This is a genomic window from Micrococcus sp. NPDC078436, assembly GCF_040702705.1.
Taxonomy (GTDB): domain Bacteria; phylum Actinomycetota; class Actinomycetes; order Actinomycetales; family Micrococcaceae; genus Micrococcus.
The window spans coordinates 55377-69345 of record NZ_JBFBLX010000010.1 but is presented as its reverse complement, the minus strand read 5'-3'; the positions used below and the strand labels follow the sequence as shown (position 1 = coordinate 69345).

General features: G+C 69.2%; 13 protein-coding genes. 1 reads left to right on the top strand and 12 read right to left on the bottom strand.

Going from position 1 to position 13969, the window contains the following annotated elements:
- Positions 1 to 13 precede the first annotated feature (13 nt).
- The 11 genes from rplB to rpsL form a co-directional block, all read right to left on the bottom strand.
- Positions 14 to 853, bottom strand: coding sequence for a 50S ribosomal protein L2 (gene rplB / locus AB0302_RS07260; RefSeq protein ID WP_248116023.1), 840 nt, complete (start codon positions 851 to 853; stop codon positions 14 to 16).
- Between the two features lie 36 nt (positions 854 to 889).
- A complete protein-coding gene (gene rplW / locus AB0302_RS07255) occupies positions 890 to 1201 on the bottom strand; it encodes a 50S ribosomal protein L23 (RefSeq protein ID WP_248116025.1) in 312 nt (103 codons plus the stop codon).
- Entirely contained in the window at positions 1198 to 1833 is a 636-nt protein-coding gene (gene rplD, locus AB0302_RS07250) for a 50S ribosomal protein L4 (protein WP_248116027.1), read from the bottom strand. Before rplD ends, rplW begins: the two co-directional genes overlap by 4 nt.
- A gap of 4 nt (positions 1834 to 1837) precedes the next feature.
- The gene (gene rplC, locus AB0302_RS07245; protein ID WP_248116029.1) at positions 1838 to 2491 is read right to left on the bottom strand and encodes a 50S ribosomal protein L3; all 654 of its coding nucleotides are present in this window, start codon (positions 2489 to 2491) and stop codon (positions 1838 to 1840) included.
- Positions 2492 to 2511: 20 nt separating this feature from the next.
- Positions 2512 to 2820, bottom strand: coding sequence for a 30S ribosomal protein S10 (gene rpsJ, locus AB0302_RS07240; RefSeq protein ID WP_002857463.1), 309 nt, complete (start codon positions 2818 to 2820; stop codon positions 2512 to 2514).
- Positions 2821 to 3170: 350 nt separating this feature from the next.
- Positions 3171 to 3638, bottom strand: coding sequence for a DUF3817 domain-containing protein (locus tag AB0302_RS07235; protein WP_248116031.1), 468 nt, complete (start codon positions 3636 to 3638; stop codon positions 3171 to 3173).
- Positions 3635 to 3772 (bottom strand): hypothetical protein, encoded by a 138-nt coding sequence (locus AB0302_RS07230; protein WP_248116033.1) that lies wholly within the window; start codon positions 3770 to 3772, stop codon positions 3635 to 3637. Before AB0302_RS07230 ends, AB0302_RS07235 begins: the two co-directional genes overlap by 4 nt.
- Before the next feature lie 153 nt (positions 3773 to 3925).
- A complete protein-coding gene (gene tuf, locus AB0302_RS07225) occupies positions 3926 to 5116 on the bottom strand; it encodes an elongation factor Tu (RefSeq protein WP_248116035.1) in 1191 nt (396 codons plus the stop codon).
- A 194-nt stretch (positions 5117 to 5310) separates the two neighbouring features.
- Positions 5311 to 7425 (bottom strand): elongation factor G, encoded by a 2115-nt coding sequence (gene fusA, locus AB0302_RS07220; protein WP_248116036.1) that lies wholly within the window; start codon positions 7423 to 7425, stop codon positions 5311 to 5313.
- A 122-nt stretch (positions 7426 to 7547) separates the two neighbouring features.
- Positions 7548 to 8018, bottom strand: a complete 471-nt coding sequence (gene rpsG / locus AB0302_RS07215) for a 30S ribosomal protein S7 (RefSeq protein WP_248116038.1) — start codon at positions 8016 to 8018, stop codon at positions 7548 to 7550.
- Positions 8018 to 8392, bottom strand: coding sequence for a 30S ribosomal protein S12 (gene rpsL, locus AB0302_RS07210; protein ID WP_224356570.1), 375 nt, complete (start codon positions 8390 to 8392; stop codon positions 8018 to 8020). Before rpsL ends, rpsG begins: the two co-directional genes overlap by 1 nt.
- Positions 8393 to 8718: 326 nt before the next feature.
- On the opposite strand from rpsL, the gene AB0302_RS07205 reads away from it, so the two are divergent.
- Entirely contained in the window at positions 8719 to 9894 is a 1176-nt protein-coding gene (locus AB0302_RS07205; RefSeq protein WP_366371026.1) for a peptidoglycan bridge formation glycyltransferase FemA/FemB family protein, read from the top strand.
- A 121-nt stretch (positions 9895 to 10015) separates the two neighbouring features.
- On the opposite strand, the gene AB0302_RS07200 is transcribed toward AB0302_RS07205, so the two are convergent.
- Positions 10016 to 13912: a DNA-directed RNA polymerase subunit beta' gene (locus AB0302_RS07200; RefSeq protein ID WP_319074178.1), complete on the bottom strand. Its 3897-nt coding sequence runs from the start codon at positions 13910 to 13912 to the stop codon at positions 10016 to 10018.
- Positions 13913 to 13969: the final 57 nt, after the last annotated feature.

Here is a 13969-nt window from a genome sequence, read left to right as displayed (position 1 = left end):
CTTCTCAGCTCCCTTATCGCTTGTTCTTGCCGGTACGGCGGCGACGCACGATGAGCTTGTCGCTTTCCTTGTTCGGGCGGCGGGTGCGACCCTCGGGCTTGCCGTTGGGGTTGACCGGGTGGCGACCACCGGAGGTCTTGCCCTCGCCACCGCCGTGCGGGTGGTCGACGGGGTTCATGACGACGCCGCGGACGGTCGGGCGGACGCCCTTCCAGCGCATGCGGCCGGCCTTGCCCCAGTTGATGTTCGACTGCTCGGCGTTGCCGACCTCGCCGATCGTCGCGCGGCAGCGGACGTCGACGTTGCGGATCTCGCCGGAGGGCAGGCGCAGCTGCGCGTACTTGCCCTCACGGGCGACGAGCTGCACGGAGGCGCCGGCGGAGCGGGCCATCTTGGCACCGCCGCCGGGACGCAGCTCCACCGCGTGGATCGTGGTGCCCACGGGGATGTTGCGCAGCGGCAGGTTGTTGCCGGGCTTGATGTCGGCGTTCGGGCCGGCCTCCACCGTGTCGCCCTGCTGCAGCTTGGCCGGGGCCAGGATGTAGCGCTTGGCGCCGTCCGCATAGTGCAGGAGCGCGATGCGGGCGGTGCGGTTCGGGTCGTACTCGATGTGAGCGACAGTGGCGGGCACGCCGTCCTTGTCGTGACGACGGAAGTCGACCAGACGGTACTGGCGCTTGTGGCCGCCGCCCTTGTGACGGGTCGTGATGCGGCCCGTGTTGTTGCGGCCGCCGGTCTTGTGCAGCGGGCGGAGAAGGGACTTCTCCGGCGTGGACCGGGTGATCTCTGCGAAGTCGGCCACGGACGAGCCGCGAAGGCCCGGGGTGGTCGGCTTGTACTTACGGATAGCCATGGGTGTCTTCCTCGATTAAGTGGTCTCCGCATCGCCTCAAGAGGCGAGCGGACCTCCGAAGATGTCGATGGTCGCGCCGTCCTTGAGCGAGATGATGGCTCGCTTGGTCGACTTGCGCTGACCCCACCCGAAGCGGGTGCGGCGGCGCTTGCCGGGACGGTTCAGGGTGTTGACCGAGGCGACGTCGACGTTGAAGATGCGCTCCACCGCCTGCTTGATCTCGGTCTTGTTGGAGCGCGGGTCGACCAGGAAGGTGTACTTGCCCTCGTCGATCAGACCGTAGCTCTTCTCCGACACGACGGGAGCGATGATCACGTCGCGGGGATCCTTGTTGATGGAGCCGCTCACTGGGCATCCTCCTTCTTGGCACCGGAGGCCTGGGCCACGTACTGCTCGTAGGCCGCCTGGGTGAACACGACGTCGTCGGAGACGAGCACGTCGTAGGTGTTCAGCTGGTCGGCGTAGAGGGTGTGGACCGCGGGCAGGTTGCGTGCGGACAGGGCGGTGAGGTCGTCGGCGCGGTCGATCACCAGCAGGATGTTCTTCCGGCCGGTGCTCAGCGACTCGAGACCCGCCTTGGCGGCCTTGGTGGACGGGGTGGTCCCGGACACGAGGGCCTCGACGACGTGGACGCGGCCGTTGCGGGCGCGGTCCGACAGGGCGCCGCGGAGGGCGGCGGCCTTCATCTTCTTGGGGGTGCGCTGCGAGTAGTCACGCGGCGTGGGGCCGTGGACGATGCCGCCGCCGGTCATGTGCGGGGCGCGGATGGAGCCCTGACGGGCGCGACCGGTGCCCTTCTGCTTGAACGGCTTGCGGCCGGCGCCGGACACCTCGCCGCGGCGCTTGACCTTGTGCGTGCCCTGGCGGGCCGCGGCCAGCTGGGCCACGACGACCTGGTGCATCAGCGGGACGTTGGCCTGCACGTCGAAGATCTCGGCGGGCAGCTCGACCTGGACGGTCTTCACGGAGTTCTCAGCCATGGTCTCAGGCTCCCTTCACGGCGCTGCGGACGAGAACGACCTGGCCCTTGGAGCCGGGCACGGCGCCCTTGATCAGCAGGAGGTTGTTCTCCACGTCGATGCCGTGGAGCGTCAGGTTCATGGTGGTCTGGCGGACGGCACCCATGCGACCGGGCATGCGCTGGCCCTTGAACACGCGACCGGGGGTGGACGCGCCGCCCACGGAGCCGGGCTTGCGGTGGTTCTTGTGCGCACCGTGCGAGGCGCCCACGCCGGAGAAGCCGTGGCGCTTCATGGCGCCGGCGAAGCCCTTGCCCTTGGTGGTGCCGACGACGTCGACCTTCTGGCCGGCCTGGAAGACCTCGACGGTCACGTCCTGGCCCAGCGTGTACTCGGCGGCGTCCGCGGTGCGGAGCTCGACGAGGTGGCGGCGCGGCGTGACGCCGGCCTTCTCGAAGTGACCGGCCAGGGGCTTGGTCACGCGGCGGGGGTCGATCTGGCCGTAGGCGATCTGGACGGCGCTGTAGCCGTCCGTCTCGGCCGAGCGCAGCTGGGTGACGACGTTCGCGTCAGCCTGGACCACGGTCACGGGGATGAGGTTGTTCTCCTCATCCCAGACCTGGGTCATGCCGAGCTTCGTGCCCAGCAGGCCCTTCACGTTCTGGGTGTTGTTGGTCATAGTCTCTCAGCACCTCCCTCTCAGAGCTTGATCTCGATGTTGACGTCCGCGGGCAGGTCCAGTCGCATGAGCGAGTCGACGGCCTTGGGGGTCGGGTCGATGATGTCGATGAGCCGCTTGTGGGTGCGCATCTCGAAATGCTCGCGGCTGTCCTTGTACTTGTGGGGAGAACGGATAACGCAGTACACGTTCTTCTCCGTCGGCAGGGGCACGGGGCCCACCACCGTCGCGCCTGCGCGCGTGACCGTGTCAACGATCTTGCGGGCCGAGACGTCGATGACCTCGTGGTCGTACGACTTCAGCCGGATGCGGATCTTCTGTCCCGCCATGGCGTCACGCCTCTCTCGTCGGGTGTGCTGTTCCTGTCCCTGTGCGGCGCACCCCGGGGGGCCGCCTTTTGTCCATCGTCCGCGCGGGGCGAATCCGGTTCCACCGGGTTCCTCGCCGCCGCCGGCCTCCGGTCCACGCACTCGGGCGTGTCGCCTCGGTGAGGAGGCACGCGCCTTGAGGGCGCGGTCGGAGTGGATGCGCTGCGTCTGGGCCGAGCGACGCCGCGAGACACACGACGACCGCACAATGGCGCTTGAGCAACTGATCCAGTATGACAGAGAAGGGCCCACCGCGCCAATCGGCCGGTGAGCCCCTCACCCGCGGCCGCAGGGCGGCCCGTCGTACGGCCTCAGCGGCCCCACTCGGTCGGCGGTCCCGCGTTCAGGAGCAGGGTGAAGACGAGGGCCACGAGGACGACGGCGGCGAGGGCGCTGACGAGCGGGTGGCGCAGGACGGCCACGACGAGGCGCTCAGGGGCGGTGCGCTCGTGCTCGGCACGGGCCGGGGCGCGCCAGGACTCCGCCGGCTCTCCGCGACGGGCCGCGGACCGCTCGAAGGGGACCGTCATGAACGGCACCACGGAGGAGGCCAGGCCGGCCAGCCCCCGGCCCGCGGACCAGCGACCGTCGATCCACACCGCCACGGTGATCAGGGCGTAGCAGAGGAAGACGAACCCGTGCACGCCGCCGGCGGCCGCCATCAGGGCGTCCGTGGTGCCGCTGTACTTGAGCGCCATGGCCGCGAGGAGCAGCGCCCACGTGACCATCTCCGCGCCTGCGGCCAGGCGGAACAGCGTGCGCGGGCCGGGAGCGCTCACCGACGCAGCTCGCCCCCGCGCTCGGCACGGCGGATGCGGCGGGCCCGCTCGATCTCGGGGCGGAAGGTGCGCAGGCCCCAGACGACGGCGGCCACGACGGCCAGGACGACGAGGAGGGTGATGAGGAGGTCCATGCCCCCACCATAGCCGGGCGTCGGAGGCCCTCCACGACGCCCGGCCGCCGGACGCGACTCCGGCCTCGCCGCGCGGGGACGCGCGAGGGCCCCCTCACCCGTACGGGTGAGGGGGCCCTCGCGTGGCCGCCCGCTCAGTGAGCGGACGTCAGATCACGCAGTGATCTTGGTGACGCGGCCGGAGCCCACGGTGCGGCCACCCTCACGGATGGCGAAGCCGAGGCCCTCCTCCATGGCGATCGGCTGGATCAGCTCGACCGACATCTCGGTGGTGTCGCCGGGCATGACCATCTCGGTGCCCTCGGGCAGCGTGATGACGCCGGTGACGTCGGTGGTGCGGAAGTAGAACTGCGGGCGGTAGTTCGAGTAGAACGGGTTGTGACGGCCACCCTCGTCCTTGGACAGGATGTAGACGTTCGCCTCGAAGTTGGTGTGCGGGGTGATGGAGCCCGGCTTCACCACGACCTGGCCGCGCTCGACGTCGTCGCGCTTCAGGCCGCGGAGCAGCAGACCGCAGTTCTCGCCGGCCCAGGCCTCGTCGAGCTGCTTGTGGAACATCTCGATGCCGGTGACGGTGGTCTTCTGCACGGGGCGGATGCCCACGATCTCCACGTCCGAGTTGATGGCCAGGGTGCCACGCTCGGCGCGGCCGGTCACCACGGTGCCACGGCCGGTGATGGTGAAGACGTCCTCGATGGGCATGAGGAACGGCTTGTCCTTGTCGCGGACCGGATCCGGGATGAAGTCATCCACGGCGTCCATGAGCTCCTCGACGGTCTTGACCCACTTCTCGTCGCCCTCGAGGGCCTTGAGGCCGGAGGTGCGGATGACGGGAGCGTCGTCGCCGTCGAACTCCTGGGAGGACAGCAGCTCGCGGACCTCCATCTCGACGAGCTCGAGGAGCTCCTCGTCCTCGACCATGTCCGACTTGTTCAGGGCCACGAGCAGGGCCGGCACGCCGACCTGGCGGGCGAGCAGCACGTGCTCGCGCGTCTGGGCCATGGGGCCGTCGGTGGCGGCGACCACGAGGATCGCGCCGTCCATCTGGGCCGCGCCGGTGATCATGTTCTTGATGTAGTCGGCGTGACCGGGGGCGTCGACGTGCGCGTAGTGGCGCTTGTCGGTCTGGTACTCCACGTGGGAGATGTTGATCGTGATGCCACGCTGACGCTCCTCGGGGGCCGAGTCGATCGTCGCGAAGTCACGGGCCTCGTTCAGGTCCGGGTACTTGTCGTACAGGACCTTCGAGATGGCGGCGGTCAGCGTGGTCTTGCCGTGGTCAACGTGGCCGATGGTGCCGATGTTGACGTGCGGCTTGGTCCGCTCGAACTTTGCCTTTGCCACTAGTTCCTCCTAAGAACTGGTTCATCGTCAGAAGACGGTTCAGCCGCGCGTGAGACGTGCTGACAACTCGACTGAGTCTACTGGGATGGTGCGGGGTTGGGGAAATCCCGGCCGGTCGTCCCGTCCGGGGCGCCCCGCCCGGGGACCTCTCGGTCTCCGGGCGGGGCATGCCGTTCAGCGAGTGCGGCTGCTGGTCACTCGCCCTGGGACTTCTGGATGATCTCGTCGGCCACGGCCTTGGGGACCTCGGCGTAGGAGTGGAACGTCATCGAGTACACCGCGCGACCCTGGGTGCGGGAGCGCAGGTCGCCGATGTAGCCGAACATCTCGGACAGCGGCACGAGGGCCTTGACGACCTTCACGCCGGTGGCGTCCTCCATGGACTGGATCTGGCCGCGGCGGGAGTTCAGGTCGCCGATGACGTCGCCCATGAACTCCTCCGGGGTGCGGACCTCGACCGACATGAGCGGCTCGAGGAGCACGGGGCTGGCCTTGCGGACACCCTCCTTGAAGGCCTGCGAGCCGGCGATCTTGAACGCCATCTCCGAGGAGTCGACGTCGTGGTACGCGCCGTCGAGCAGGATCGCCTTCACGCCCACCATGGGGTAGCCCGCGAGGACGCCGAACTTCATGGCGTCCTGGATGCCGGCGTCCACGGAGGGGATGTACTCACGGGGCACGCGACCGCCGGTGACGGCGTTCTCGAACTCGTAGACCTCGCCGTCCGCGGTGTCCAGCGGCTCGAAGGAGAGCTGCACCTTGGCGAACTGGCCGGAGCCGCCGGTCTGCTTCTTGTGCGTGTAGTCGAGCTTCTCGACCTTGCGCTTGATGGTCTCGCGGTACGCGACCTGGGGCTTGCCCACGTTGGCCTCGACCTTGAACTCGCGCTTCATGCGGTCCACGAACACGTCCAGGTGGAGCTCGCCCATGCCGCCGATCTCGGTCTGGCCGGTCTCCTCGTTGAGGTTCACGCGGAACGTGGGATCCTCGGCGACGAGCTTCTGGATGGCGGTGGAGAGCTTCTCCTGGTCACCCTTGGTCTTCGGCTCGATGGCCACGGAGATCACGGGCTCCGGGAAGGTCATCGACTCGAGGATGATCGGGTGCGCCGGGTTGCACAGCGTGTCGCCCGTGGTGGTGTCCTTCAGGCCGATCACCGCGTAGATGTGGCCGGCGACGACCTCGTCGACGGGCATCTCCTTGTTGGCGTGCATCTGGAACAGCTTGCCGATGCGCTCCTTCTTGCCCTTGGTGGCGTTGAGGATCTGCGCACCGGACTCCAGGCGACCGGAGTACACGCGGATGAAGGTGAGGGTGCCGAAGAAGGGGTGCGTGGCGATCTTGAAGGCCAGGGCCGAGAACGGCTCCTCCTTCGAGGCCTCGCGGGTGATCTCCTTCTCCTCGTCGTTGACGTCGTGGCCCACCACGGCGCCCGCGTCGAGCGGGTTCGGCAGGTAGGAGACGACGGCGTCGAGCATGGGCTGCACGCCGCGGTTCTTGAACGCGGAGCCGCAGAAGACCGGGTACGCCAGGGCGTTCACGGTCAGGTGGCGGACGCCGGCCTCGATCTCCTCGGCGGTGAACTCCTCGCCCTCGAGGTACTTCTCCATGAGCTCCTCGGAGACGTCGGCGACGGCCTCCATGAGCTGCGCGCGGTACTCCTCGGCCTTCTCCTGGAGCTCCGCGGGGATCTCGCGGGTCTCGTACTCGGCCCCCATGGTCACGTCGCCCTTGGCGTCGCCCGGCCACACGAAGGCCTTCATGGAGAGCAGGTCCACGACGCCCACGAAGTCGTTCTCGGAGCCGATCGGCAGCTGCATCACGAGGGGCTTCGCGCCGAGGCGGGAGACGATGGTGTCCACGGTGAAGTAGAAGTCCGCGCCCAGCTTGTCCATCTTGTTGACGAAGCAGATGCGGGGGACGTTGTACTTGTCCGCCTGACGCCACACGGTCTCCGACTGGGGCTCCACGCCCTCCTTGCCGTCGAACACGGCCACGGCGCCGTCGAGCACGCGCAGGGAGCGCTCCACCTCGACGGTGAAGTCGACGTGCCCGGGGGTGTCGATGATGTTGATCTGGGTGTTCTTCCAGAAGCAGGTCACCGCGGCGGAGGTGATGGTGATGCCGCGCTCCTTCTCCTGCTCCATCCAGTCGGTCGTCGAGGCGCCGTCGTGGGTCTCGCCGAGCTTGTGGTTGACACCCGTGTAGAACAGGATGCGCTCGGTGGTGGTGGTCTTGCCGGCATCGATGTGGGCCATGATGCCGATGTTGCGGACCTTCGTCAGGTCGGTCAGCACGTCCTGTGCCACGGTGTCTCCCTTGCTCGGGTGGTGTTGGGGGCTCGAGGGATGGGTTCGGATGGGACGTCGAGCCCGGGGGCCGACGGCCTGCGGCCCGGGGTGCGCGCGTCACGCACCCCGGGCCGGGGGGATCACCAGCGGTAGTGGGCGAAGGCCTTGTTGGCCTCGGCCATCTTGTGGGTGTCCTCGCGGCGCTTGACCGCACCGCCCAGACCGTTCGAGGCGTCCAGGATCTCGTTCATCAGACGCTCGGTCATGGTCTTCTCGCGGCGGGCCTTCGCGAAGCCCACGAGCCAGCGCAGGGCCAGCGCCGTGGAACGCCCCGGCTTGACCTCGACGGGCACCTGGTAGGTGGCGCCGCCGACGCGGCGGGAGCGGACCTCGAGGGCCGGCTTGATGTTGTCCATGGCCTTCTTGAGCGTGGCCACGGGATCGGCGCCGTTCTTGGCGCGGGCACCCTCGAGCGCGCCGTACACGATGCGCTCTGCGGTGGACTTCTTGCCGTCGATGAGCACCTTGTTGATCAGCTGCGTGACCAGGGGGGAGCCGTAGACGGGATCGACGACGAGGGGGCGCTTCGGCGCGGGACCCTTACGAGGCATTACTTCTTCTCCTTCTTGGCGCCGTAGCGGGAGCGGGCCTGGCCGCGGTTCTTGACGCCCTGGGTGTCCAGCGCGCCGCGCACGATCTTGTAGCGCACGCCGGGGAGGTCCTTCACACGACCGCCGCGGACGAGCACGATCGAGTGCTCCTGCAGGTTGTGGCCCTCGCCCGGGATGTAGGCCGTGACCTCGACGCCGCCGTTGAGGCGGACGCGGGCGACCTTGCGCAGGGCGGAGTTCGGCTTCTTGGGGGTCGTGGTGTACACACGGGTGCACACGCCACGACGCATCGGGTTCCCCTGCAGCGCAGGGGCCTTGGTCTTGACGACCTTCGGTGAGCGGCCCTTGCGGACCAGCTGCTGAATCGTAGGCACTCTTCAGTCTTCCTGTTCGGTGATCGCTGACGTGATCCGCCGGCTGGCCCGTGGCGGGCGCCGGCTCTGCTCGTTCCTCGGCTCTGCCTCTCCTGTGGGGGCGTGCTTCGAGCAAACGTCCGCAGGCGTGCAAAAGTGTGGCATCTGTCGCGCAAGAACCCCGCGACCGGACCGAGTCCACTGTGCCACACGAAAAACAATCGTCCACCAGGCTACCACGCCGCCTCGCACCGACCAACCAGGGGTGCTGCCCGCCCCGGGCCCGGGGCCGATCCCGGGACGGACCCGGGACGCTCCGGGGCCTCCTGCGTAGACTGATCGCCGTGATGTCACAACCAGCCTCCGCCTCGAATCCCCCCTCCTCCGCGCCCGGCGCATCCCTCACGGTGCGCGCGATCACGGCCGCCGAGCACACCGAGTTCCTGGCCCGGCATCCCCTCACCTCCTTCCTCCAGAACCCGAGCTGGGCGAAGGTGAAGTCCGAGTGGCGCGCCCAGTCGCTGGGCATCCACCGCGGCGACGAGCTGGTGGGCGCGGCGCTCGTGCTCGGCCGACCCCTGCCGGTCCCCTCGCGCGTCCCCGTGCTGGGGCGCGCGTTCCTCGCCTACGTGGCGGACGGCCCCGTGCTGGACGAGGGCATCGAGCTCGTCGACGCGCTCACCCCGCTCGTGGCCGAGCTGAAGTCCCAGGGCGCCTTCCTGGTGCGCGTCGGCCCGCCCGGCGTCGTGCGCCGCTGGGAGGCGGACGTGGTGCGCAAGGCGCTCCCGGACCCCGAGTCCTCGATGCTCACGGACCTGCCCTGCGAGGTCTCCGAGGACGCCCTGCGCACCCAGCAGTCCCTGCGCGAGGCGGGTTGGAAGGAGCCGGAGGTCAGCGCCGACTTCGCCGCCGGCCAGCCCATGTTCCAGGCCCGCATCCCGCTCGAGGGACTGGACGTGGACGGCTGGCTGGCCCGGATGAGCGGGTCGAGCCGCAAGCGCACCCGCCGCTCCACGCGCAACGACCTGGACGTCGTGACCGCCGGCCCCGAGCGCCTCGACGACTGGGACCGCCTCAACGACGAGACCGCGGAGCGCGACAAGTTCACGGGCCGCCCGCAGGACTACTTCGCCAAGATCATCCAGAACCTCGGCTCCTCGCCGATCGCGGACGTGACCTTCTTCCTCGCCGAGCACGAGGGCGAGCCGGTCGCGGCGGCGTTCCACTTCCAGCAGGGCCAGATGGCGTGGCGCCCCTACAGCGCCTCATCCCAGCGCGAGCGGCAGCGGGACGCCCCGCGCCTGCTGCAGCTGAAGCAGGTCGAGGCCGCCATCGAGGCGGGCTGCCTGTGGCTGGACCTCGGCGGCGTGAGCGGCTCGGTGGACCAGGAGCACAAGCTCTCCGGGCTCACGGAGTTCAAGACGACGCAGGGCGCCGACATCGTGCAGACCCTCGGGGAGTGGGACCTGCCGCTGAACCGCCCGCTCGCGAAGGCCTTCGACGTGTACATGTCCCGCCGCTGACCGGACCCGCGAGGCCGCACGCGAGAGGGCCCGCCCCTCCCCCGCCCTCAGGCGGAGGAGGGACGGGCCCTCGTCGCATCCGGGACCGGGCGGACCGCCGCAGCGGCCCGCCCGGAGCGGATCAGGCGCGGAAGTCGCCCTCACGGCCGTAGTCGTCGAGCGACACGGCGTGGAACTCGCTCTCGCCGAGCGGCTGGTCCAGGCCCGGGTAGTCGAAGTCCGCGAAGCCGACCGGCGAGGCGTACAGGTTCGCCTTGGCCTCGTCCGTGGGCTCCACCGTGGTCTTCGTGTAGCGGTCCAGGCCGGTGCCGGCCGGGATCAGCTTGCCAATGATCACGTTCTCCTTCAGGCCCAGCAGCGGGTCCGACTTGCCCTCCATGGCCGCCTGCGTGAGGACGCGGGTCGTCTCCTGGAAGGACGCGGCCGAGAGCCACGAGTCGGTCGCCAGCGAGGCCTTCGTGATGCCCATGAGCTCGTCGCGCCCGGAGGCCGGCTGACGGCCCTCGGCCACGGCGGCCCGGTTGGCGGCCACGAAGCGCGGCCGGTCCGTCAGCTCGCCCGGCAGCAGGTCCGTGTCGCCGTTCTCGATGACGGTGACGCGCCGCAGCATCTGGCGGACGATGACCTCCACGTGCTTGTCGTGGATGCCCACGCCCTGCGACTGGTACACGTCCTGCACCTCCTCCACGAGGAAGCGCTGGGCGGCACGCGGACCGAGCACGCGCAGGACCTGCTTGGGGTCCACGGCGCCGGCCACGAGCTGGGTGCCCACGGCCACGTGCTCGCCGTCCTCCACGAGCAGGCGCGCACGGCGCAGCACGGGGTAGGCGATCTCCTCGGAGCCGTCGTCCGGGGTGAGGATCAGGCGCACCGACGCCTCGGTGTCCTCGATCTGCACCCGGCCCGCCACCTCGGAGATCGGGGCCACGCCCTTGGGCGTGCGGGCCTCGAAGAGCTCCTGGATGCGGGGAAGGCCCTGGGTGATGTCGTCCGCCGACGCGACGCCGCCGGTGTGGAACGTGCGCATGGTCAGCTGGGTGCCGGGCTCGCCGATCGACTGGGCCGCGATGATGCCCACGGCCTCGCCGATGTCCACGAGCTGGCCCGTGGCCATGGAGCGGCCATAGCACTTGGCGCACGTGCCGACGGCCGACTCGCAGGTCAGCACGGAGCGGACCTTGATCTCGGACACGCCGGCGTCCACCAGCTCGCCGATGAGCACGTCGCCCACGTCCGCGCCGGCGGTGGCCAGCACGGTGCCATCCTCACCCGTCACGTCCTGCGCGAGGGTGCGGGCGAAGGCCGAGTTCTCCACCTGCTCGTGCATGACGAGCTCTCCGTCGGCGTTGGGCACGGCGATGGTCACGGACAGGCCGCGCTCCGTGCCGCAGTCCTCCTCGCGGACGATGACGTCCTGGGAGACGTCCACGAGACGACGGGTCAGGTAGCCCGAGTTCGCGGTCTTCAGCGCGGTGTCCGCGAGGCCCTTGCGGGCGCCGTGGGTGGCGGAGAAGTACTCGAGCACCGACAGGCCCTCGCGGTACGAGGACTTGATCGGGCGCGGGATGATCTCGCCCTTCGGGTTGGCCACGAGGCCGCGGATGCCCGCGATCTGGCGGACCTGCAGCCAGTTGCCTCGGGCGCCCGAGGACACCATGCGGTTGATCGTGTTCAGCTCGGACAGGCCGGCCTTCATGGCCGCGGCGACCTCGTCGGTGGCCTTGTTCCAGATGTCGATCAGCTCGGAGCGACGCTCGTCGTCCGCGATGAGGCCCTTGTCGTACTGGCTCTGCACGCGCTGCGACTGCGCCTCGTAGCCCTCCATGATGGAGGCCTTGTCGAAGTCGGACGTGATGTCCGAGATCGCCACCGTCACGCCGGACCACGTGCCCCAGTGGAAGCCCGCGTCCTTGAGGTTGTCCAGGGTCTGGGCGGTGGTCACCATTGGGTACCGCTCGGCGAGGTCGTTGACCAGCTGGCCGAGGGTGCCCTTGGTGGCCTGCGCGTCCAGCCACGGGTAGTCCGCCGGGAGGAGCTCGTTGAAGAGCACCTTGCCCAGCGTCGTCTCGATGAACGCGCGCTCGCCCTCGCTCCAGCCCTCTGGGGCCGGGACCGCCGCCGACGGCACGAAGCCGTCCACGCCGATGGTGACGGGGGCGTTGAGGTGCAGGTCGCCGCCGTCGAACGCCATGATGGCCTCCGCGACGGTGGAGTACTGCGTGCCCGCGCCGGCCTCGTCCGCCCGCACCGTGGTGAGGTGGTTCAGGCCGATGATCATGTCCTGGGCCGGCACGGCGACCGCGCGGCCGTCCGAGGGCTTCAGGATGTTGTGGCTCGAGAGCATGAGCAGACGGGCCTCCGCCTGCGCCTCCGGGGAGAGCGGCAGGTGCACGGCCATCTGGTCGCCGTCGAAGTCCGCGTTGAACGCGCCGCAGACGAGCGGGTGCAGCTGGAGGGCCTTGCCCTCCACGAGCTGCGGCTCGAACGCCTGGATGCCGAGGCGGTGCAGGGTGGGCGCGCGGTTCAGCAGCACGGGGTGCTCGGTGATGACCTCCTCGAGCACGTCCCACACCTGCGGGCGGAAGCGCTCGACCATGCGCTTGGCCGACTTGATGTTCTGCGCGTGGTTGAGGTCCACGAGGCGCTTCATCACGAACGGCTTGAAGAGCTCGAGCGCCATCTGCTTCGGCAGGCCGCACTGGTGCAGCTTCAGCTGCGGGCCCACCACGATGACCGAACGGCCCGAGTAGTCCACGCGCTTGCCGAGCAGGTTCTGGCGGAAGCGGCCCTGCTTGCCCTTGAGCATGTCGGACAGCGACTTCAGCGGCCGGTTGCCCGGCCCGGTGACGGGACGGCCGCGGCGGCCGTTGTCGAACAGGGAGTCCACGGCCTCCTGGAGCATGCGCTTCTCGTTGTTCACGATGATCTCAGGCGCGCCGAGGTCGAGCAGCCGCTTCAGGCGGTTGTTGCGGTTGATCACGCGGCGGTACAGGTCGTTCAGGTCGGAGGTCGCGAAGCGGCCGCCGTCGAGCTGGACCATGGGGCGCAGCTCCGGCGGGATCACCGGGACCGCGTCCAGGACCATGCCCGTGGGCGAGTTGTCCGTGGTGAGGAACGCGTTGACGACCTTCAGACGCTTCAGGGCGCGGGTCTTGCGCTGGCCCTTGCCGGTCTTGATGGTCTCGCGGAGCATCTCGGACTCGGCCTGCAGGTCGAAGGTCTGCAGACGGCGCTGGATCGACTCGGCGCCCATGGAGCCCTCGAAGTACTGGCCGTACTTGTCGCGCATGGCGCGGTAGAGGCCCTCATCGCCCTCGAGGTCGGCGACCTTGAGGTTCTTGAAGCGGTCCCACACCTGCTCCTTGCGGTCCAGCTCGGCGTCGGCGCGCTTGCGGATCTGGGACATGGTCTTGTCCGCCGCGTCGCGCGCCTTCTTCTTCTCCGCGGCCTTGGCGCCCTCGGACTCCAGCTTCGCGAGGTCCTTCTCGAGGTCCGCGGCGACGGCGGCGACGTCCGCGTCGCGCTGGTCGGCGAGGACGCGGGTCTCCTGGTCGTGCTCGGCCTGGAGGTTGGGGAGGTCGCGGTGACGCGCCTCCTCGTCCACCGAGGTGATCATGTAGGCCGCGAAGTAGATGACCTTCTCGAGGTCCTTCGGGGCGAGGTCCAGCAGGTAGCCCAGCCGGGACGGGACGCCCTTGAAGTACCAGATGTGGGTGACGGGGGCGGCCAGCTCGATGTGGCCCATGCGGTCACGGCGCACCTTGGAGCGGGTCACCTCGACGCCGCAGCGCTCGCAGATGATGCCCTTGAAGCGCACGCGCTTGTACTTGCCGCACGCGCACTCCCAGTCACGGGTGGGGCCGAAGATCTTCTCGCAGAAGAGCCCGTCCTTCTCCGGCTTCAGGGTGCGGTAGTTGATGGTCTCCGGCTTCTTGACCTCGCCGTACGACCAGCGGCGGATGTCCTCCGCCGTGGCCAGGCCGATGCGCATCAGGCCGAAAGAGTTGTCTGTGGACATGCTGTTCACGCTCATGCTCCGGTGAACTCCTTGGTTCGGTGGTTCTCAGTAGACGTC

Excerpts from the sequence above, each read along its gene's own strand:
- rplB (WP_248116023.1), bottom strand. The coding sequence starts at position 853 with ATGGCTATCCGTAAGTACAAGCCGACCACCCCGGGCCTTCGCGGCTCG.
- rplD (WP_248116027.1), bottom strand. The coding sequence starts at position 1,833 with ATGGCTGAGAACTCCGTGAAGACCGTCCAGGTCGAGCTGCCCGCCGAG.
- rplC (WP_248116029.1), bottom strand. The coding sequence starts at position 2,491 with ATGACCAACAACACCCAGAACGTGAAGGGCCTGCTGGGCACGAAGCTC.
- rpsJ (WP_002857463.1), bottom strand. The coding sequence starts at position 2,820 with ATGGCGGGACAGAAGATCCGCATCCGGCTGAAGTCGTACGACCACGAG.
- AB0302_RS07230 (WP_248116033.1), bottom strand. The coding sequence starts at position 3,772 with ATGGACCTCCTCATCACCCTCCTCGTCGTCCTGGCCGTCGTGGCCGCC.
- rpsG (WP_248116038.1), bottom strand. The coding sequence starts at position 8,018 with ATGCCTCGTAAGGGTCCCGCGCCGAAGCGCCCCCTCGTCGTCGATCCC.
- AB0302_RS07205 (WP_366371026.1), top strand. The coding sequence starts at position 8,719 with ATGTCACAACCAGCCTCCGCCTCGAATCCCCCCTCCTCCGCGCCCGGC.
- AB0302_RS07200 (WP_319074178.1), bottom strand. The coding sequence starts at position 13,912 with ATGTCCACAGACAACTCTTTCGGCCTGATGCGCATCGGCCTGGCCACG.